The sequence below is a fragment of the Kribbella sp. CA-253562 genome (assembly GCF_050942265.1).
In the GTDB taxonomy this organism is placed as follows: domain Bacteria; phylum Actinomycetota; class Actinomycetes; order Propionibacteriales; family Kribbellaceae; genus Kribbella.
Map to the genome: position 1 here is coordinate 673,079 of NZ_CP192049.1, position 19,687 is coordinate 692,765.

Annotated in this window: 19 protein-coding genes and 1 riboswitch; of the genes, 9 read left to right on the forward strand and 10 right to left on the reverse strand. The window is 70.1% G+C overall.

Annotation, left to right across the window (positions count from 1 at the left end; translation table 11 throughout):
- Positions 1–91: 91 nt before the first annotated feature.
- Positions 92–2,266, forward strand: a complete 2,175-nt coding sequence (locus tag ACQPXM_RS03255; RefSeq protein WP_432944572.1) for a beta-galactosidase — start codon at positions 92–94, stop codon at positions 2,264–2,266.
- 416 nt (positions 2,267–2,682) lie between these two features.
- Here the strand turns inward: ACQPXM_RS03255 and ACQPXM_RS03260 are convergent, their stop codons facing one another.
- Positions 2,683–3,666, reverse strand: coding sequence for a helix-turn-helix transcriptional regulator (locus ACQPXM_RS03260; protein ID WP_432944574.1), 984 nt, complete (start codon positions 3,664–3,666; stop codon positions 2,683–2,685).
- 103 nt (positions 3,667–3,769) lie between these two features.
- Between ACQPXM_RS03260 and ACQPXM_RS03265 the strand changes: the two genes are divergently transcribed.
- The 3 genes from ACQPXM_RS03265 to purM all read left to right on the forward strand — a co-directional run bounded on the left by ACQPXM_RS03265 (position 3,770) and on the right by purM (position 6,638).
- Entirely contained in the window at positions 3,770–3,913 is a 144-nt protein-coding gene (locus ACQPXM_RS03265) for a hypothetical protein (protein ID WP_432944576.1), read from the forward strand.
- 24 nt (positions 3,914–3,937) lie between these two features.
- Positions 3,938–5,500 (forward strand): amidophosphoribosyltransferase, encoded by a 1,563-nt coding sequence (gene purF / locus ACQPXM_RS03270; protein WP_432944578.1) that lies wholly within the window; start codon positions 3,938–3,940, stop codon positions 5,498–5,500.
- A 67-nt stretch (positions 5,501–5,567) separates the two neighbouring features.
- Positions 5,568–6,638 carry a phosphoribosylformylglycinamidine cyclo-ligase gene (gene purM / locus ACQPXM_RS03275; RefSeq protein WP_432944580.1) on the forward strand — a complete coding sequence of 357 codons (1,071 nt, stop codon included), beginning with the start codon at positions 5,568–5,570 and terminating at the stop codon, positions 6,636–6,638.
- Between the two features lie 337 nt (positions 6,639–6,975).
- On the opposite strand, the gene ACQPXM_RS03280 is transcribed toward purM, so the two are convergent.
- From ACQPXM_RS03280 to ACQPXM_RS03290, 3 genes are all read right to left on the reverse strand, one after another.
- Positions 6,976–7,167 (reverse strand): DUF3073 domain-containing protein, encoded by a 192-nt coding sequence (locus ACQPXM_RS03280; protein ID WP_432944582.1) that lies wholly within the window; start codon positions 7,165–7,167, stop codon positions 6,976–6,978.
- A 216-nt stretch (positions 7,168–7,383) separates the two neighbouring features.
- Positions 7,384–8,211, reverse strand: coding sequence for an ABC transporter permease (locus ACQPXM_RS03285; RefSeq protein WP_432944583.1), 828 nt, complete (start codon positions 8,209–8,211; stop codon positions 7,384–7,386).
- Between the two features lie 27 nt (positions 8,212–8,238).
- Entirely contained in the window at positions 8,239–9,126 is an 888-nt protein-coding gene (locus ACQPXM_RS03290; protein WP_432944585.1) for an ABC transporter ATP-binding protein, read from the reverse strand.
- 143 nt (positions 9,127–9,269) lie between these two features.
- Here ACQPXM_RS03290 and ACQPXM_RS03295 point away from each other — a divergent pair, with 143 nt between their 5' ends.
- Together ACQPXM_RS03295 and ACQPXM_RS03300 are read left to right on the forward strand one after the other, a co-directional pair.
- On the forward strand, positions 9,270–10,481 hold the full coding sequence (locus tag ACQPXM_RS03295; protein WP_432944587.1) for a sensor histidine kinase: 1,212 nt from the start codon (positions 9,270–9,272) through the stop codon (positions 10,479–10,481).
- On the forward strand, positions 10,478–11,134 hold the full coding sequence (locus ACQPXM_RS03300; protein ID WP_432944589.1) for a response regulator: 657 nt from the start codon (positions 10,478–10,480) through the stop codon (positions 11,132–11,134). Before ACQPXM_RS03295 ends, ACQPXM_RS03300 begins: the two co-directional genes overlap by 4 nt.
- Positions 11,135–11,275: 141 nt before the next feature.
- Here the strand turns inward: ACQPXM_RS03300 and ACQPXM_RS03305 are convergent, their stop codons facing one another.
- The 3 genes from ACQPXM_RS03305 to ACQPXM_RS03315 form a co-directional block, all read right to left on the reverse strand.
- Complete coding sequence (locus ACQPXM_RS03305; RefSeq protein WP_432944591.1) at positions 11,276–12,121, reverse strand: C40 family peptidase; 846 nt, start codon at positions 12,119–12,121, stop codon at positions 11,276–11,278.
- Positions 12,121–12,312: riboswitch (cyclic di-AMP (ydaO/yuaA leader) on the reverse strand. (Overlaps the previous gene by 1 nt.)
- Positions 12,313–12,549: 237 nt before the next feature.
- On the reverse strand, positions 12,550–13,518 hold the full coding sequence (locus ACQPXM_RS03310) for a pyridoxal-phosphate dependent enzyme (protein WP_432944593.1): 969 nt from the start codon (positions 13,516–13,518) through the stop codon (positions 12,550–12,552).
- A 17-nt stretch (positions 13,519–13,535) separates the two neighbouring features.
- The gene (locus ACQPXM_RS03315) at positions 13,536–15,356 is read right to left on the reverse strand and encodes a choice-of-anchor Q domain-containing protein (RefSeq protein WP_432944595.1); all 1,821 of its coding nucleotides are present in this window, start codon (positions 15,354–15,356) and stop codon (positions 13,536–13,538) included.
- A 181-nt stretch (positions 15,357–15,537) separates the two neighbouring features.
- Here ACQPXM_RS03315 and ACQPXM_RS03320 point away from each other — a divergent pair, with 181 nt between their 5' ends.
- On the forward strand, positions 15,538–15,900 hold the full coding sequence (locus tag ACQPXM_RS03320) for a YciI family protein (RefSeq protein ID WP_432944597.1): 363 nt from the start codon (positions 15,538–15,540) through the stop codon (positions 15,898–15,900).
- A gap of 68 nt (positions 15,901–15,968) precedes the next feature.
- Here the strand turns inward: ACQPXM_RS03320 and ACQPXM_RS03325 are convergent, their stop codons facing one another.
- Entirely contained in the window at positions 15,969–16,151 is a 183-nt protein-coding gene (locus ACQPXM_RS03325; protein ID WP_432944599.1) for a YegP family protein, read from the reverse strand.
- Between the two features lie 113 nt (positions 16,152–16,264).
- Between ACQPXM_RS03325 and ACQPXM_RS03330 the strand changes: the two genes are divergently transcribed.
- Positions 16,265–16,933, forward strand: coding sequence for a VOC family protein (locus ACQPXM_RS03330; protein WP_432944600.1), 669 nt, complete (start codon positions 16,265–16,267; stop codon positions 16,931–16,933).
- Here ACQPXM_RS03330 and ACQPXM_RS03335 read toward each other — a convergent pair.
- Positions 16,911–17,489 (reverse strand): GNAT family N-acetyltransferase, encoded by a 579-nt coding sequence (locus tag ACQPXM_RS03335; RefSeq protein WP_432944602.1) that lies wholly within the window; start codon positions 17,487–17,489, stop codon positions 16,911–16,913. The genes ACQPXM_RS03330 and ACQPXM_RS03335 overlap by 23 nt on opposite strands.
- Positions 17,486–18,166 carry a TetR/AcrR family transcriptional regulator gene (locus ACQPXM_RS03340; RefSeq protein WP_432944604.1) on the reverse strand — a complete coding sequence of 227 codons (681 nt, stop codon included), beginning with the start codon at positions 18,164–18,166 and terminating at the stop codon, positions 17,486–17,488. Before ACQPXM_RS03340 ends, ACQPXM_RS03335 begins: the two co-directional genes overlap by 4 nt.
- A gap of 85 nt (positions 18,167–18,251) precedes the next feature.
- On the opposite strand from ACQPXM_RS03340, the gene ACQPXM_RS03345 reads away from it, so the two are divergent.
- The gene (locus ACQPXM_RS03345; RefSeq protein ID WP_432944606.1) at positions 18,252–19,679 is read left to right on the forward strand and encodes an MFS transporter; all 1,428 of its coding nucleotides are present in this window, start codon (positions 18,252–18,254) and stop codon (positions 19,677–19,679) included.
- Positions 19,680–19,687: the final 8 nt, after the last annotated feature.

Here is a 19,687-nt window from a genome sequence, read left to right on the forward strand (position 1 = left end):
TTTCAGCGACCATAAGTGAGGAATCGGACACGCGGCAAGAGGTGGCGCGTCGGCGCTTCTCGTCAGCCGGTGGTCCGGTGGAGAGGTCACGATGAGCGATCCGCGGAGTGTCCGGCTGAGCAGGCGCCGTCTGATGGTGGACGGCAAACCGGTGCTGATGCTGTCGGGCGAGGTGCACTACTTCCGGCTCTCGCGCGCCGACTGGGCCTCGCGGCTCGCCCTGCTGATCGACGCCGGCTGCGACGCCGTGGCGACGTACATCCCGTGGCTGGTGCACGAGCTGCCCGACGGGTCGATCGACCTGGCGGGGCGGACGTCGGCGTACCGGGATGTGGCCGGGTTCCTCGATCTGGCCGCGGCCAAAGGGCTGTCGGTGATCGCTCGGCCCGGGCCGTTCGTGATGGCGGAGCTGAAGAACGAGGGGTTGCCGTTCAGCGTCTACCAGCCCGGGGTGGCGTCGGTGGGGTGGGACGCGGCGCCGGCGCCTACTCGGGACGTGGACTACCTGGCGCCGGCGTACCTGGAATCGGTGAAGCGCTGGTACGGCGAGGTGATGCCGATGCTGGCCTCGCGGCTGGCGCCTCGGGGTGGTCCGGTCGTCGCGGTGCAGCTGGACAACGAGGTGGGCATGTTGTCGTGGGTGACGAACACGCCTGATCTGACCGATGCCGCGCTCGACGACTTCGCGGTGTGGGCGCGGGATCGCTACGGGACAAGGCCTTTCGGGCTCGACGTGGAGGAATGGCGGGCCGGCGTACGGTCTCCGGGTGCTGGTTCGCTGGCGTTGCACCACGAGCTGTCGGCCTTCCAGCGTGATCGGTATGCGCGGTACTTCGCGTTCCTGCGCGCCGAGGCCGAGTCGCACGGAGTGGCCGGCGTGCCGTTCCTCGTCAATCTGCACGGGACTGGCGAGGGGCGTGGCCGCACGTTCCCGATCGGGATCAGCCAGCTCTATCCGAGCTACTCGGGACAGCCTGCGATGACCTCTGGATCCGACCACTACCTCGGCGACCTCACTGTGGAGAACGTCGCCGATCTGTACGTGATGAACGCCTTCATGGCCGCGGTGCACGACGCCGACCAGCCGTTGACCTCGCTCGAGTTCGAGGCCGGGCTGGGTGACTACGGCGAGGATCTGAGCCGCCAGGTCCCGCCTTCGGCGCTCGCGCTGAAGACCCGGCTGTGTGTTGCCCAGGGCAACCGATTGCTGAACTACTACCTGTTCGCCGGTGGCCACAACCCGTTGCTGGACGTCCCGGTCGGCGACGGCAACGACCGCATCGCCTTCACCGGCGAACGCCACGGCTTCACCGCGCCCGTCGGTCCCGAGGGGCAGCTCAACCCGTCGTACCCGGTGCTCGCCGAGACCCTCGCCGAGCTCCGCTCGTACGGCGACCTGCTCGCCGACATGGACGAGGAGTACGACGATGTCGTGCTGGGCTTCGTCCCCGATCACTACCTGACCGAGTACTGCCATCCCGCCGATCCCGTACGCCGCGCGATGGTCGCCGAGCTCGAACGCTTCCGTGGCATGGGCCTGCGCGACGTCCTGGCCCGCTCCCTCCTGCTGGCCGGCTTCTCGTTCCCCGCCGTGAACCTCCAGACCGAGGTCGCCACCCGGGTCCTCTGCCTGGCCTCGACGCCTACCCTCGCCGCCGACGTCCAGCAACGCCTAGCCGACTTCGTCCTCACCGGCGGCCGCCTCCTCCTGACCGGGGCGCTCCCCACCCGCACTCCCGACGGCACCCCCTGCACGCTGCTCGCCGACGCGCTCGCCCTCACACCCGGCGACCTGGTCAACGGCACCCCGCACTATTTCCCGTCAGTCCGAGCCGCCGCCTGGACCACGGCCACCGCCGAGGTGCGGGTCGGTGTCCTCCAGCCTTTGACGCCCGCCGAGTCCTCCACGGTCACCCACGAGACTTTCGCCACCGACGTCGCCACCGGCACCCCCGTAGGCGTCGAGGTGAAAGCCGGCGCCGGCCACGCCGCAGTCCTCACCTGCGACTACCCCGCCCATCTGCCCTTCTGGACCGCCCTCCTGGCCCGCCTCGGCGCCAGACCCCGCCATACCCACGACGCCACCGCGCCAGGCATCGTGATCACCTCCACGGCAACGCCGACCGGCACCCGCCTGCTTCACGCCCTCAACGTCAGCCCGGTCGACCAGTCACTGACCATCTGCCACGACGGCAAACCGGTGGTCGAAGCCCTCGAGTTGCCCGCGAGATCCGGCCGAATCCTCCGCCTCGGATCCGCGGAATAGGCGCGTCGGCGGGCGCCCGGAGCGCCGACTCCGCCGTGTCGATTAGCTCGGCAATACCACAACCTGCGGGCTGGTAGCTCATTGCTGAGCGCCCTTGCACTTTTCCACCGCGAGCACAACCCCAATGGCACAATCATGCCACCACGGGACGCGAACCGGTCCAGTCCAGATGATTCTCACTGGATTTGCGGCCGGAGCGGCAATCGCGGGTTTCCGCGGTACGCCGGGCTGGATCCCGTGCCCGCTGACCTGCGGGGTTGGCCCGGCGACGACCTCATGGGCGCAGAGAGTCGAACGCGTCGCCTGCTGACGAGGAATGACGTGCCGAGCTCCGGGAAATGAATCCCGGGTGTCACTGTGCCGTCTCGGCAGAAACTCGCTGTGGCAGGGATCTGAAATGCCGGAAATGCAACAGGTCAGACCCAGCCGCGTTTCGCGGCCGCCACGCCCAATTCGAACCGGGAAGTCGCATCCAGGCGGTCCGAGAGATTGGCGGTGATTCGACGGGCCGTGCGTAGGGAAATGCCGAGTAATCGGGCGACCTGTTCGTCTTTCGCGCCGCCGGCCAGCAAACGCAGGACCTCCGCCTCGTGCGGCGTGAGGGGCGAGTCGTTGTCGCGGTCCTCGGGAGCGAACAGGTCGGTGGCGCGGGACCAGTACGCGTCGAACAGGGCCAGCGCGAGGGCAACGACCGCCGGGCTGCGGTGGATGACGGCGCCGGCGCTCTCCACGGCCGGGTCGAGCGGCATGATCGCGATCTCCTGGTCGATGATCAGCAGCCGCAGCGGCAGGGTGGGCGTCGCGCGGACCTCGTTACCCCGCTTGTGCATGTACGCGGCGTACTCGAGGCCGGGCTTGGACACCGTCATGCTCTGCAGGTAGACGGAGCGCATCTTGATCCCGCGCTCCAGCAGCGGCAGGTCGGGGGACTCCTCCGGCGGGGCGACGATGTCGTCGACGTGGGCCGGGATCAGGCCCCAGAAGGTTTCCCGCGTCTTGGCGCCCAGTTCCTCGATCCGGCGCGACGCGTTCGCCCGGCCCTTGAGCACCTCGACGTCACCGCTGGTGCGGGAGGTGAGCAGCTCGTTGTACTGCTCGGCCATCACCTCGGCGGCCGCCGACGCCTCGGCCAGCTCGCCGAGCTTCCGGTTCAGCTCGTTGCGGCGGCGCTCGACCAGGCCGGCCAGGCCGACCCGGGGGTGCACGGCGTGCTCGACGCCGGGATCGGTCCAGGTGGGGACCAGAAGGTCGAGTTTGCGCAACTCGTCCATTAGCTGGTGAACCTCGGCCAAAGGCCGATTCACTAGCGCGGCAATCTCCTGCGGCGTACTGTCTGGCGCGCGGAGGAGGGCGTGATAGACCGCCGCGGTCGCCTCGTCCAGGCCCAGCGGTTCCAGCACTTTCCACACCCTTCCAACGCTTGTTGGGAACCGACCATATACAGGGTGCGTCGATTTAGCGCGTTCAGTAGATGGTTTCGGATTATTTCGGAGGGGACTCGTTGTGATCAAGAGGTTTCTGACGGTCGCGGTTGCGGGTGGACTGCTGGCCGGTTCGGTCTGGCTGACGACGGGGTCGGCGGTGCTGGCGGGAGAGGACCCGGCGGTGCCGGATGACCCGCACAGCCACTGCACGGTTTGCTGGTGACATCGGTCCCGTAGACTGTCGCCCGTGGCTCGTGGCGATGGTCGGCTCACTCATGATCTCGACCCGCAGGATCTGGGTCCGCAGGACGCCTGTGGCGTCTTCGGAGTCTGGGCTCCTGGGGAAGAGGTCGCCAAACTCACCTATTTCGGGCTCTACGCCCTGCAGCACCGGGGGCAGGAGTCGGCCGGGATCGCGGTCGGCAACGGCAGCCAGATCCTGGTCTACAAGGACATGGGGCTGGTCAGCCAGGTGTTCGACGAGGCGACGCTGGCCTCCCTTCGGGGGCACATCGCCGTCGGGCACTGCCGGTACTCGACGACCGGCTCCAGCGTCTGGGCGAACGCGCAGCCGACCTTCCGGTCCACCGCGACCGGGTCGGTGGCGCTCGCCCACAACGGCAACCTGACCAACACCGGTGACCTCGCGGCCACGCTCGACGGCAGCGACGACCTGGAGCTCGGGCTGGACCTGGAGGTCGAGCACGCCAAGGCGAACGCCAAGCACGGCGCCTCGTCCGACACCGACATCCTCACCTCGATGCTGGCGGCGTACCCGGACCTGAGCGTCGAGCAGGCGGCGGCGCGAGTGCTGCCGAAGGTCAAGGGCGCGTTCAGCCTGATCTTCATGGACGAGTCCACCCTGTACGCCGCCCGCGACCCGCAGGGCATCCGCCCGCTGGTGCTCGGCCGCCTCGAGCGCGGCTGGGTGGTCGCCAGCGAGACCGCGGCCCTCGACATCGTCGGTGCCAGTTTCATCCGGGAGGTCGAGCCGGGCGAGATCGTCGCGATCGACGAGAACGGCCTGCGTTCCACCAAGTTCGCCGAGCCCGACCTCAAGGGCTGTCTGTTCGAGTTCGTCTACCTGGCCCGGCCGGACACCCAGATCTCCGGCCAGCGGATCCACTCGACCCGGGTCGAGGTCGGCCGCCGGCTGGCCAAGGAGCACCCGGTCGACGCCGACCTGGTGATCGCCACGCCCGAGTCCGGTACGCCGGGCGCGATCGGCTACGCCGAGGCCTCGGGCATTCCGTACGGGTCGGGCCTGGTCAAGAACGCCTACGTCGGCCGGACCTTCATCCAGCCCAGCCAGACCATCCGCCAGCTCGGCATCCGGCTCAAGCTGAACCCGCTGCGCGAGGTGATCGAGGGCAAGCGGCTGGTCGTGGTCGACGACTCGATCGTGCGCGGCAACACCCAGCGCGCGGTGATCCGGATGCTGCGTGAGGCGGGCGCGGCCGAGATCCACGTCCGGATCTCGTCGCCGCCGGTGAAGTGGCCGTGCTTCTACGGCATCGACTTCGCCAGCCGCGCGGAACTGATCGCCAATGGCCTGAACACCGAGGAGATCTGCCGCTCGATCGGCGCCGACTCGCTCGGCTACATCAGCCTCGACGGGCTGATCGAGGCCACCACGGTGCCGAAGGACAAGCTCTGCCGCGCCTGCTTCGACGGGATCTACCCGGTCGAGCTGCCGGACCCGGAGCGCCTGGGCAAGCACCTGCTGGAGGTGCCGGTCAGCACCGACGCCGACGGCCTGGCCTCGGTCTCCGGCGGCGCCGGCGCCGCGGACGCGCTCTCCCGCCCGTAACCAGGCGCTGGCGGCGTCGCGCCGTACGAACTTCCGGGACGCCGTCCCGCCGACGAAGGAGAACACCGTGAGCCAGGGCGCGAGCTACGCCGCCGCCGGAGTCGACATCGAGGCCGGGGACCGGGCCGTCGAGCTGATGAAGGAATGGGTGTCCAAGGCGACCCGTCCCGAGGTGGTCGGAGGGCTCGGTGGTTTCGCCGGGCTGTTCGACGCCAGCGCGCTGACGGCGTACCGGCGGCCGCTGCTGGCCACCTCGACCGACGGGGTCGGGACCAAGGTCGCGATCGCGCAGGAGCTGGACCGGCACGACACGATCGGATTCGACCTGGTCGGCATGGTCGTCGACGACCTGGTCGTCTGCGGTGCCGAGCCGCTGTTCATGACCGACTACATCTGTACCGGCAAGGTGGTCCCGGAGACGATCGCACAGATCGTCAAGGGCATCGCCGAGGCCTGCGTGGAGGCCGGTACGGCGCTGGTCGGCGGCGAGACGGCCGAGCACCCGGGCCTGCTGGAGGCCGACGAGTACGACGTCGCCGGCGCTGCGACCGGCGTCGTCGAGGCCGACGAGCTGCTCGGCGCCGAGCGGGTCAAGGCCGGGGACGTCGTGCTCGCGATGGCCTCGTCCGGCCTGCACTCGAACGGGTACTCCCTGGTCCGGCACGTGTTCTTCGACCGGGCCGGCTGGCAGCTCGACCGCGAGGTCCCCGAGCTCGGCGGCACGCTCGGCGACACCCTGATCACGCCGACGCGGGTCTATGCCAAGCACTGCCTGGAGCTGATCCGGGCGCTGAACGCCGACGGCGAGCGCCCGCTGCACGCGATGTCGCACATCACCGGTGGTGGCTTCGCGGCGAACCTGGCCCGGGTGATCCCCGACGAGCTGGCGGTCCGGATCGACCGGTCCACCTGGACGCCGGCGCCGGTCTTCGGCCTGGTCGGACAGCTCGGCGACGTGCCGCAGCTCGAGCTGGAGAAGACGCTGAACATGGGCGTCGGCATGGTCGCCGTCCTGGACCCGGCCGCCGCGGACCGCGCGATCGCCGTCCTGGCCGAGCGCGACATCCCCGCCTGGGTCTGCGGCGAGGTCAGCACCGGCACCACCGGTGTCGAGCTGCAGGGCGACTACGCGAGCTGACCGGCGCCCCGGCGCCCGCCGGGTCGGCTGCGTCTGCCGCCGGGTCGGCTGCGCCGGCGTCCGCCGCCGGGTCGGCAACGTGTCGACGCTCGGACGCCGGGGTACGACGCAGCGCCTCGTGGTCCGCGGCCGGAACCGCTCAGGTGGCGTTCACCGCTGGTGCGCGCCGCCTGTCGCGGACAGGCCTGTGAGCCACACCAGCGCCTGGAACGCGGCAAGAAAACGGCAGGCCAACAGGACCTGCGGTACTGGTGTGACGAAACTCCGTCGGGTCGAGCACAGCTGACTGGTCCAGGCGCCTCAGGCGCATGGACCAGTCACTGGAGCTGCTGTCGCTTTACCGACGGGGGTGGTAGTCGTCGGCGTCATCGCCGGCGTCTGTGTCGTAGTCACCGTTCACAGAACTGGTACCACCCTCGGCCCCACCGGCCAGCTCACGCTTGAGCTGCTCCAAGTCGGTCTCCCAGGTGCGGTACTTCAGGTCGCGAGCGACCTTCGTCTGCTTGGCCTTTGCACGGCCGCGCCCCATAGCGTCGACCCCCTCGCACAAGTCAACCGGGTACGCAGCGTGGCGCCCACGGATCAGTCGTCAGTAATCGTGGTTCTAGGTTACCCGGCCCCGGGGATCGACACACGCACCGCCCCCTGCTCGGACACTTCCAGACCTCCGATGACAGGCCGATGGGCCCGGCTGGTCCCCTCGAACCAGCCGAGCCCACCGCGTCTTTGCGCTCGTGAGCGCCGCTTACTTCACCTCGCGACGTGAGCTTGCCCACAGTCCGCCGATCGTCGGCAGCACGATCCAGACCCCGATCGCGGTGAGCGTCTCGGGCAGCATCCCGTGCAGGTCCCGCTCCGCGATCCGGCCGAAGGCGCCGAAGACGTCCAGCCAGTCCGCGTTGTCCTTGAACAGCGCCGGCCCGGCCAGCGACCAGGCGGTCGGCGCGATGAAGAAGACCAGGATGGCCACGGCGGTCTGCGCGATCACGGCCCCGAAGGCGGCGCCCATCACCACGTTCAGCGCGTTCGCCAGGTAGGCACCGGCCAGCGAGCCGCCCAGTCCGGCGTACGTCGCTCCGTCGCCACCGGCCGCACCGCCGACGGCGGTCGCGCCCAGCGCCAGCGCGCTGGTCACGGTCAGGACGACGACGCTCAGCACGATCGCCGCGACGAACTTGGCCAGCTGGACGCGGACCCGGCGCGGCGACAGCGTGAAGGTGGTCAGCGCGGTCCGCTGGGTCCACTCGCTGGTCATCGCCATCACGCCGATCACCGGCAGCAGCAGCTGGACCCCGGTGGAGGCGGCCATCAGGTTGTCGCTGAAGGCGACCGGGCCGTTGGGCAGATGCGTCAGCTGCCAGGTCAGCGCGGCCAGGGCGACAGCGAGGATGCCGAGGATCAGCATCCGGCCGCTGCGGGTGTTGACGGACTTGCGCAGCTCGATCGCGACGAGCTTGAGGAAGGGCTGGCCCGTGGCCGGCGGCAGGCTGGACGCTACGGCGGCCCGGTGCTTGCCGGCTGCCGCAGGGTTCGTCCCGGCGGCGGTCGGGGTGGTGACGTCGGTGACAGTCATGTCAGAAGCTCCCGGTGGAAGTAGTGGTCAGGCCGCGACGGCGGTCGGGGTGGTCAGCTGGAAGAACAGTTCCTCCAGGCCGGCGCTGTCGCTCTCGCGCAGCTCGATCAGGATCTGGCCCGCCGCGGCGGCCGCACGGCCGACCTGCTCGGCGGTGGCGTCGACGCGCAGGGCGCCGTCCTGCAGCGGCTCGAGGCTCAGCCCGGCCGCGGTCAGGGCCTGGTTCAGGCCGACCGGGTCGAGGCCGCGCACCAGCGTGCCGCTGCCGGACAGCAGCTCGGCCAGCGAGCCGTCGGCGACGATCCGGCCGCCACCGATGACGACCAGCCGGTCGACAGTGGCCTGGACCTCGCCGAGCAGGTGGCTGGACAGGATCACCGTGCCGCCCCGGGCGGCGAAGTCCTGCAGCAGGCCGCGCATCCAGCGGATGCCCTCCGGGTCCATGCCGTTGGCCGGCTCGTCCAGGATCAGGGCGGCCGGGTCACCGAGCAGCGCGCTGGCGATGCCGAGCCGCTGCCGCATGCCGAGCGAGTACTGCCCGACGCGGCGCTTCGCGGCCCCGGTCAGGCCGACGGCCTCCAGCATCTCGTCCGCCCGGCTCTTCGGTACGCCGAGCAGGCTCGCGTTCAGCTGCAGCGTCTCCCGGCCGGTGCGGCCCGGGTGCTGGGCCGCCGCGTCGAGCATGACGCCGACGACGCGGCCGGGGTTCGGCAGGTCGGCGTACCGCTTGCCGGCGATGGTGGCGGTACCGGCGCTGGGCGGGGTCAGCCCGGTCAGCATGCGCAGCGTGGTGGACTTGCCGGCGCCGTTCGGGCCGAGGAAGCCGGTGATGCTGCCGGCCTCGACGGTGAAGGAGACGTCGGAGACAGCCGTGGTGCTGCCGTACCGCTTGCTCAGGTTCTCGACGGTGATCATGGCCACCACTGTTCCGCGCCGGACCCCTGGGCCACATCGACCGACCGTCTCGACCGGCCCCCTACGAAAGTCGCCGAAAACGCGCCGGAAGGACCCCCGGAAGGGGGACGTGAGACAGTACGCAGCGCGACTACGCTGACCGAGTGCAACGGTCGCGCCGGTGGTTGGTCTGGCTCCGCCGGCCGTACCGCTGGTTCCGCCGGTGGTACGACTGGTTCGTCCGGCACGCCCCGCGGCTGCGCGATCTGATGTTCATCGGCTTCAGCCTGCTGACCATCGTCGCCCAGTCGGCGAGCGTCGGCGGCCGGGAAGGCTGGATCACCAAGAGCTGGGTTGTGCTCGCCATCGGGGTCGTCGCCTCGCTCGTGCTGTGGTGGCGACGGCGCTACCCGATCGCCGTGACTGTGATCGGCATCCTGGCGATGGCGGGTGCGCAGATCTTCGTGCCGATGGGCCTGGCGCTGCTGACGCTGGCGATCCGGCGCCGGGACGTCTGGCTGGCCGTGCTCAGCTTGGCCGGCTACGCGGCGTACGTCGCGACGTCCTGGCAGCAGAACACCGAGCCGTACGTGCTGCTGTTCACCGGGCCGTTCCTGGTCGGCAGCTGGGTCGCCGTCGGGGCCTACGTGGGCGCCCGGCGCGACCTGATGGTCTCGCTGCGGGACCGGGTCGAGCGGGCCGAGGCCGAGCGTGAGTTGCGGGCCGAGCAGGCCAAGCTGGGCGAGCGGGCCCGGATCGCCCAGGAGATGCACGACGTGCTCGCGCACAAGGTGTCGCTGATCGCGCTGCACGCCGGCGGCCTGGAGGTGAACCCCGCGGTCGGCCCGGAGAAGGTGGAGAGCTCCGCCGGGCTGATCCGGCAGACCGCCCGCCAGGCGATGGAGGACCTGCGCGAGGTGCTCGGCGTTCTGCGGACCGACCTGAGCCTGGACGGCGCCGACCTGGCTCCGGTGCCGAAGGCGTCCGACCTGGCCCGCCTGGTCGACGACTCGCGGGCCGCGGGCGTGGACGTGCGCAGCGAGCTGGACCTGCCGGACGGCGTACCGCCGCTGGTCGGCCGGACCGTCTACCGGATCGTCCAGGAGTCGCTGACCAACGTGCACAAGCATGCCCGGGGTGCGACCACCGAGGTCGTCGTCCGTGGCGCGGAGGGCCAGGGCCTCACCGTACGGGTGCGCAACGTGCGTCCGGTCGCGGCTGGTTCACTTCTCCCGGGCTCGGGTGCCGGACTGGTCGGACTGAGTGAGCGGGTCACGCTGGCCGGCGGACAGCTGACCACCGGGCCCACGCAGGACGGCGGCTGGCAGGTCGAGGCCTGGCTGCCCTGGTCGGACGGCAGAGAAGGAGAACGATGACACGGCTGCTGATCGTGGACGACGAGGCGCTGGTCCGGGCCGGGCTGAAGATGATCCTGGAGTCGGCCGACGACCTCGAGGTGGTCGCCGAGGCCGAGGACGGCGCGGACGCCGCCGCGATGGTCCGCCGGCACAAACCGGACGTCGTACTGATGGACATCCGGATGCCCCGGCTGGACGGGCTGGCCGCGACGCGCGAGATCCAGGCGCTGCCGGACCCACCGAAGGTGGTCGTGCTGACCACCTTCGACCTGGACGACTACGTGTTCCGGGCCCTGCAGGCGGGCGCGAGCGGGTTCCTGCTGAAGGACACTCCGCCGCGCGAGCTGGTCCAGGCGGTCCGCGTGGTCGCGGACGGGGAGGCGATGCTGTCGCCGGCGGTGACCCGGCGGCTGATCGGGCACTTCGCGGCGGATCCGCGGACCGACCGGCAGCGGCAGGCGCGCGAACGGCTCACCGCGCTCACCGACCGCGAGCGCGAGGTGCTGGCCGCGGTCGCCAGCGGACTGTCGAACGCCGACATCGGCAAGACGCTGTTCATGAGCGAGGCGACCGTGAAGGCGCACGTGTCCCGGGTCCTGGTGAAGCTGAACGCCACCAACCGGGTCCAGGTCGCGATCCTCGCCCACGACGCGGGACTGCTGGACCAGTAGAGCGCGGTACACAAAGGAAACCGGCCGTGCGCCGCCGGAGGGGTGGGGGCGGCGACGCACGACCGGTTTCAGGTCAGCGACCGGAGGGGGAGCCGGTCTCGCTGACGGGCTGGACCGGGCCCGTCGGCCCGGTCTGGAGCCTCACTTGCGGCCGAAGGCCACGTTCGAGCTCCAGATCTTCGCCTTCGCGACCGGGCGGCCCGGCTTCGAGGCGTGCCACAACATGTTGCCACCGGCGTAGATGCCGACGTGGTAAACACTGCCGCCGCCGCTCTTGAAGAACACCAGGTCGCCCGGCTTGGCGGCCTTGCGGCTCAGGTGCTTGGTGGCGCTGTACTGCTGGCGCGAGGTGCGCGGCAGCTTCTTGCCGGCCTTCTTGTAGACGTAGCCGGTGTAGCCGGAGCAGTCGAAGCCCTTGGGGGTGGTGCCGCCGTACCGGTACGGCGTGCCCTTCAGCTTCGCGGCCTCGCGCAGCACCTTGGCCTGGAAGGTCGTCGCCTTGCCGGTGCCGCGGTGCAGCAAACCGTGGTTGGCCGCGTAGAACAGCGAGCGCCAGGTGTTCACGGTCATGGTGCCGGTGCGGGGCAGGCCCACCCGGCGCTGGAAGTTCGCCACCGCGGTGCGGGTCGCCGAGCCGTACCAGCCACCGGCCGGGACGTCGAGCGAGCGCTGCACGTACCGGACGGCCGAGCCGGCGTCGGCGTAGCGCAGCAGCGGCTTGGTGCTGATCGGCTTGTTGCCCCGGGCCCAGGCGGCCGAGGTGGTCTTCGAGGTTCCCGCGTGGGCGGTGTCGGCGGGGGCCACGACGGTGAGCGCCGCTCCACCGGAGACGGCCAGGCCGACCGTGAGGACGGCGGCCGCGGCCCGCGGGGCCGAGGGCTTGCTGGTCTTGCGGTGCTTGGCCAGCGTCCGTCCGGTCGGCCGGGTACTGGATTCGCTCGTGGTGACGGCGCGCAGAAGCGCTGTCCGTCGGACAGTGACGGGCATGGTTGTCTCCCGACGCCTGCGGAGTTAGCTGTCGGGTTCGGGCTGGAAGTCGATCGCCCGGTCCGCTCCCGCGGACTTCACCCCAGGGACCCGGCCACTCACAGCCGGGACCCAACATCCTGGGTCCCCCACCCCTGCCATGGTGTTCGAGGGGAACATGTGTGCCTGGCAGGGCTCGGCGTTGACACACATGCAGTTCGTTGTATTTGTCGAACCGCCGACGACTGTATAACAGGACGGTCACGACGCAAACCCTCAGATCCACAGAGACCCTGCTGAATGGCCGTCACTGGGTCCCTGACGGGTCAGCAACCTCGGCTGAACATCAGGTGTCCTGAGCGTGTCTGAGCGGCTTTCAGGCGGTCACGGAGGTCAATTGTGTGACCTGCATCACAGTCAGAAGTTGCTCTGTGTGACAACGAGCACAGTCAGTGCTCAGGCTGCCCTTCACCGAGCAGTTCGAGGAACCTCGGCAGGCCCACGTTGCCGCCGGAAAGCACAACTCCGACGCGGTCCGGACGGCCCTCGACCCGGCCGGCCAGCAGCGCGGCCAGGGCACTCGCGCCGCTCGGCTCGAGCACGATCTTCAGCCGCTCGAAGGCGAACGCCATCGCGGCCCGGATCTCGTCGTCGGACACCAGCGCGAACGCCTCGACCAGCCGCTGGTTCACCGCGAAGGTCAGCTCGCCCGGCGACGAGATCGCCTGTCCGTCGGCGATCGTGCGCGGCACCTCGATCTCGACCCGGTGCCCGGCGGCCAGCGAGCGGGCGTGGTCGTCGCCCGCGGCCGGCTCGACACCGATCATCCGGATGCCGGGCGACAACGCGGTCGCCGCCGTCGCACAGCCGGCCATCAGCCCGCCGCCCCCGACCGGGACGAGCAGCGCGCCGAGCGGACCGACCTCCCGGATCAGCTCCAGCGCCACCGTGCCCTGCCCGGCCATCACGTCGTAGTGGTCGTACGGCGGAATCAGTGTCAGCCCGCGATCCTGCGAGAGCTTCGCCGCCAGCGCCGCCCGGTCCTCGGTGTAGCGGTCGTAGCGGACCACCTCCGCGCCGTACCCCTCGGTGGCCGCGACCTTCGTCGGCGGAGCGTCGGCCGGCATCAGGATCACCGCGCGCGTCCCGGCCAGCGCCGCCGCCAGCGCGACGGCCTGGGCATGGTTGCCGGACGAGTACGCCGCGACGCCGCGCGCCCGTTCGGCCGCGGTCAACCTGCTGACCGCGTTGTAGGCGCCGCGGAACTTGAACGCCCCGATCCGCTGGAAGTTCTCCGCCTTGAGGAAGACCTCGGCGCCGACCCGCTCGTTCAACGTGCGCGACGTCAGCACCGGCGTCCGGTGCGCCGCTCCTTCGATCCGGTCCGCCGCGGCCTGTACGTCCTCGAGGGTCAGCATGGGCCGAATCTATCGCTCTAGCAGGAGATTTGGGTGTCTCCGACCCCCAAGCACAGGTCCTTGCCCTGCCCGCCGTCGAGCACATCGTTGCCCGCGCCCCCGATCAGCAGGTCCTTGCCCTTGCCGCCGCGCAGGATGTCGTTGCCGCCGCCACCGATCAGCAGATCGTCGCCCTTGCCGCCGCACAGGACGTCGTTGCCCGGCGTACCGAACAGCAGGTCGTCCCCGTTCGTCCCAGTCTGGGTGCAGGTGGCAGCTGGTGGTGCTTCGACGACTTCGGTGGCTCCGGCTTCGCAGTTGGTGCCCTGCGGTCGAGCGACGCCGCGCTGGTCCGTAGTAAGTACAGTGCAGGCGGCTGCTGGGACCAGTCCGTTCGCCGGCGAGGCAGCCAGCGGGAGCATGGTCTGGGTGGGCCCGCCGTTGCTCGCCAGTGCGGCCAGCTGCGGACTGCCGACGTTGCTCTGATCGCCGGTACCTGCCAACGAGCAGCTGCCGTCGCCGTCCAGGTTGTAGCCGGTAGAGGTGGTCGCCAGCTCGATGCCACAGTCGCTGGAGCCAGTACCGCCGGCCAGGATCGAACCGAAGGTGTGCAGCCCGGCGTTGGTGGCCACGTTGCGCCCGACACCGCCTGCTGTGTTGCCGGAGACGGTCGCGTGGCGCAGGTGGACGTCGTGCTCGAGCGTGTAGATACCGCCGCCGGCCGCGTCGGCGCTGTTGCCCGTCACGGTCGAGTTGTCGACCCGCACCTCGCCGGTCAGCGCGGAGATGCCACCGCCCTGGCTGTCCCCTACACCGGCGGCCGAATTGCCGCTGATGGTCGAGCGGACCACCAGGATCTGCGCCGGGGGAGGCCCACCGCTGTTCTCGATGATGCCGGTGCTGATGCCGCCGCCCGCACCCGTCCGCGAGTTGCCGGAGATCGTCGACTCGGTCACCGTCACGACCGGCTGGTCATCAGGCTCGTCCTGGTCGAACAGCACCTGTACGCCGCCGCCCTGACTCGTCCCGGCCGGGTGGTTCTGCGTGATCGTCGAGCCGGTGATGGTGAGGTCGCCGCAGGCCGAGCAGATGACCCCCGTGCCGCCGTTGTTGTGCACCGTCGTACTGGTGAGGGTGAACAGCCCGGATCCCTGCCCAGTGGTCCGTACGCCGTCGCCGCCGTTGCCGGTGATCGTCGAGCCGGTCACCGTCAGGGCTCCGTCGGTCAGGCCGACGCCACGGCCGGTGTTGTTCGAGATGGTGGTCCCGGTGACGTGCACGGTGCCCAGTGACAGCCCGACGCCCGTACCCGTGTTGTCGTGGATGTTCGAGTCGGTCAGGTCGAGCACCGCGCCGCCGAGCGGACTGGCGAGCACCCGGCCGGTCCCGGCGTTGTTGGCGGTCACCGTGACGCCGGTGAGCGACGCGTCGCCGTTGTGGCGGAGCGCGGCCCCGTCGACGTCGTCCCCACCGGTCAGAACGACCGCCTGCAAGGCGATCGAGCCGTCCGAGTCGGTCGTGTCGAGCACCCGTTCGCCGGCGCAGTTCTGGTCGATCGTCGACCCGTTGCCGTCGACGGTGAGCGGTTGCGCCGACGTACTGTCCAGGTCGCCGGCGGCGTTGGTGTCGTCGTCGCCGCACAAGCTCAGCCCGTACGACGCGGCCGCCGCGAGCGTGATCGTGGTGGGAGTGCCGGCCGCGTTGGCCGCGCTGACCGCCTCCCGCAACGAGGTGAACCCGTCGGCGCCGTTGACGACGTCCGTGGTGGTCGTGACAGTGATCGTGGCGGCCTGCGCGGGACCGGCCGGAACCAGCACCGCCGCGACAAGCACCAGACAGGACAAAACGACGCGACGCATCAGTAGATCCCCCCAAGCCGTGCGCGGTTCCCCCAGCAACCGGCTTTCCGAGACCTCACCGTCCCACAAGCCGTCATTGGCCGCCAGAGTTCGTAGCATCGCGATGTCAAGACGGACGGGACGGCTCCGTACTGATGAACGAGCGGTTCCCATCGGGGGAGCCGGGACCAGAGGAGACACCGTGAAGTACCTGGTGGTGCTGAACATCAATCCCGACGTGCTGAGCGCCCTGACCGAGGCCGAACAGCAGGCGATCTACAGCGGGCACGAGAAGTTCCTGGCGACCGTGCAGGAGTCCGGTGAGTTCCACAGCACGGTCGCGCTGGCCGAGCCGGCCAAGTCCTCGGTGGTCAAGGTCCGCGACGGCGTACCGGCGGTGACGGACGGGCCGTTCGTGGAGGCGAAGGAGTTCCTGGCCGGCTACTACCTGCTGGACTGCGCGTCCCGTGAGCGGGTCGAGGAGCTGGCGGCGATGATCCCGGACGCCGGCATCGAGGGCCTCGGCGTCGAGGTCCGCGAGGTGGTCTTCGAACTCGGCAACTGACCCGGCGTCAACGACGGACGGCAGGGACCCTCGCGGGTGCCCTGCCGTCGGAGGTCGTGCGCCTCGGGTCAGGCGGTCTGGTCGTCGACGTTCGCCCCGGGGGCGTTGGTCTTGATCGACTCGATCCCGTTGAGCGCGCCGGCCTTGGTCTGGTAGCTCTCGCTGGTCGCGATCACCTCGCCGTTGCCGGCCTTCAGCCGGAACCGGAACCCGCCCGACTTGTCCTCGTACAGCTCGAACTTGCCCGCCATGCGAACCTCCCGTGTAATGGTGACGCTTCGGAGCGTAGCGCTCCGTCGACGGGTTTGCCTGCGACCGGCCGTTGCCCTGGCTGAACCGTACGCCGTACGGTACGTTGTCCGGCATGAGCGTGCAGACCGTCCCGATCCTGCCCAGCCGCGACCTCGACGACGTGCTGCCGTTCTACCTCGCGCTCGGCTTCCGGCAGACCTACCGCCAGGCGCGCCCGAACCCGTACCTGTGCGTGAGTCGCGGCGACGGCTTCGACCTGCACTTCTTCGGCCTGCCGGAGCACGATGCGCAGAACTCGCTGTTCAGCGTGGTCGTCAGCGTTCCCGACACCCAGGCTCTGTACGACGAGTTCGCGGCCGGCCTGCGATCGGCGTACGGGCGGTTGCCGATCGCCGGTCTGCCGCGGATCACCCGGCCGCGCCGCAAGCAGGGCGCCGGCGCGGGCTTCTCCGTCGTCGACCCGGCCGGCAACTGGCTCCGGATCAGCTCCGGCGCCGAGGAGACCGAGACCGGCGACCGCTTCGAACGCGCGCTGCTCAACGCCGCCCGGCAGGCCGACGCGCGTGGCGACGAAGCGGCTGGCATCAAGGTCCTTGAGGCCGCGCTGCGGCGTCACCCCGACGCCACGGATCAGGAGCGGATCCCCGTGCTCATCTATCTGGCGGAGCTGCTGATCCGCACCGGCGGCCCGGCGGCCGCCGTACTGGATGAGCTTGCGGCGCTCGACACATCAGACTTCGCCGATCAGATCGCCGACCTCACCGAGCAACTGAACGATTAGCCCCCGGCCACGGACCCGGCGGCGGTCCATCGGCCTCCGGGCGCTCTTCCTGCTCTGTCTTGTAAGGCCGCAGGCCGCGGGCCTTGTAGTTGGCCAGCGCGTTGGGCCCGTCCAGGGTGTTGGTGTGCAGCCAGACGCGAGTGACCTCGCTGAGCTCGGGGTGCCGCTCCGGGAACGACCAAGCCTGCTGCAGCCCGACGGTGAGCAGATGCCCGCCGATGCCCCGGCCGATGAAGCCCGGGAGCAGCCCGAAGTTCTCCACCTCGACCTCGCTGCCCTCACCCTTCAGTGCGATGTAGCCGGCCGGTACGCCGCCGGCGTACGCGACCCAGGTCTCGAAGGCCGGCCGGGTCAGGTGCTCGATCCAGCGGTCCCAGGTCCAGGCGAGCTTCCCGGTCCAGTACCAGTCGCCGCCGACCGAGGCGTAGAGGAACCGGGCGAACTCCGGCGAGACCTCCTCGACCCGTCGTACGTCGACCGGCTCCTGTGGCTCCTTCGCCGGCCGCAGCTCGGCGGGGCTGGTCTGTTCGAGGTAGGTCAGGGTGCTGGTGGTCATGAGTCCTGGGTGGTCAGTACGCCGCAGATGCCGGCGACGACCAGGTCGATGCCGAGGGCGTAGTACTGGTCGGTGGAGGTCGGGCAGACCAAAGTGTCCGCGGTGCTGGTGATCAGGGGATAGCGCTTCGGGTCGAGCGCGCCGAGCGCGGCCCGCTTGAGTCGCAGCGACTGCTCGCGGGCGGCCGGCTCGGGATTCTCGCCGGCGCCAGGCTCGGTGGTGACCAGCGTGATCAGCGTGCAGATCGACTGGCGACCCACCTCGGCCGCGAAGTTCGGCTCGAAGCCGCCCTCGACGAGCAGCTCCATCGTCCGCTCGGCCAGCTCCAGGCCGGGCTCGGCGATCAGGATCCGGGTCAACGTCAGTCCGGCGACCCGCGGATGCGGCCGCAGCGCGTCGACGAAGGCGGTCAGCATCTCGCGGAGCCTGTGGTCCCAGGGTTGGTTCGACGGCTCCGGCAGCCGGATGTCGGCGAGCAGCCGGTCGCCGAGCGCGGCCAGCAGGTCGTTCTTGTCGCTGAAGTGCCGGTAGAGAGCCATCGGGGTGACTTCGTGCAGCTGCGCGAGCCGCCGGAGAGTGACCGCGTCCAGCCCTTCGGTGTCGGCGACCTGCAGCGCGCTGTCGACGACCTTGGCCGGGTCGAGCCGCCGCGAACTCTCCTTGCTGAGGGTGGGCATGTTGACAAGTTTACACCGTAGACCTTACGTTTACGACGTCCGCTTACGCCGTATACATACAACGTAGACTTGTGAGGTAGTCGCTATGCGACGCAGTCCTTGGGCCACCCTCGCGGTGCTGGCCCTGGCGCAGTTCATCGTGGTGCTCGACGTCACGATCGTGAACGTGGCGCTGCCCGACATCCAGGCCGACCTGGGCTTCTCGGCCGACTCCCTGCAATGGGTGATCAGCGCCTACACCCTGCTCTTCGGCGGCTTCCTGCTGCTCGGCGGGCGGATGGCCGACCTGCTCGGCCCGCGCCGGGTCTTCGTCGCCGGACTGCTGCTGTTCGGCGTCACCTCACTGATCGGCGGGCTCGCGACGTCGCCCGGCTTCCTGATCGGCGCTCGCGCGGTCCAGGGGCTCGGTGGGGCTCTGCTCTCCCCTGCCGCGCTCGCGATCCTCACGATGACCTTCGCGCACGGTCGCGAACGCAACATCGCGATGGGCGTCTGGGGTGGCCTGGCCGGGCTCGGCGGCACCCTCGGGGTGGTGGCCGGCGGCGTACTGGTCGACCAGCTCAGCTGGCAGTGGGTGTTTTTCGTCAACGTGCCGATCGTGCTCGCGCTGGTCGCCCTGATCCCGGTCTTCGTACCCGACACCCGGCACAACCAGGACCGGCCGCGCGGCTTCGACACCGCGGGCGCTGTTCTCGGGACAGGCGGTCTGCTGGCCATCGTGTACGCCGTGGTCCGGGCGGAGCCGAAGGGATGGGGTTCGGCCGAGGTGCTCGGCTTCCTGGTCGGGGGAGTGGTCCTGCTGGCGGCGTTCGTTCTGGTCGAGGCTCGGTCGAAGGCGCCGCTCGTCCCGCTCCGGCTCTTCCGGTCCCGGGCGCTGAGCGTCTCGAGCGTCTCGCTGGCGCTGAACGGCGCGGGCTTCCTGTCGATGTTCTTCCTGACCGCGATCTACCTGCAGCAGGTCCGCGGCGACTCCGCGCTCGAGGCGGGCGTGCACTTCCTGCCGATGGGCTTCGCCGCGATCATCGGTGCCGTCGCCGCATCGCAGCTGGTTCAGCGGGTCGGCACTCGGACCGTCCAGCTCGCCGGTTCGGTGCTGAGCCTGGTGGGACTGTTCCTGCTGTCCCGGGCGGACGCCGGCGGTGCGTACGCGAGTGAGCTGCTGCCCGGCCTCATTCTCTTCGGCGTCGGCATCATCGGCGTAGGGGTGCCGGCTCAGATCGCCGCCGTCTCCGAGGTCGAGCACCACGAGGCCGGCGCGGCGTCCGGAGCCGTCACCACCATGTACCAGGTCGGCGGCGCGCTCGGGCTGGCTGTTGTCACCACCCTGTCCGTCACCCGTACGACGGACGCCCTGACCCAGGGGATCGCCCAGCAGCAGGCGCTGGTCGAAGGCTTCCAGCGCGGCATGCTGATCGCCGCACTGTTCGCGGTCGCCAACGTGGTGGTCACGATGGTCACCCCGCAGATCCAGCCGACCGCCGAGCAGCTCGCGGAGGCCGCCGCTGCTGCGTAGCTTTGGGC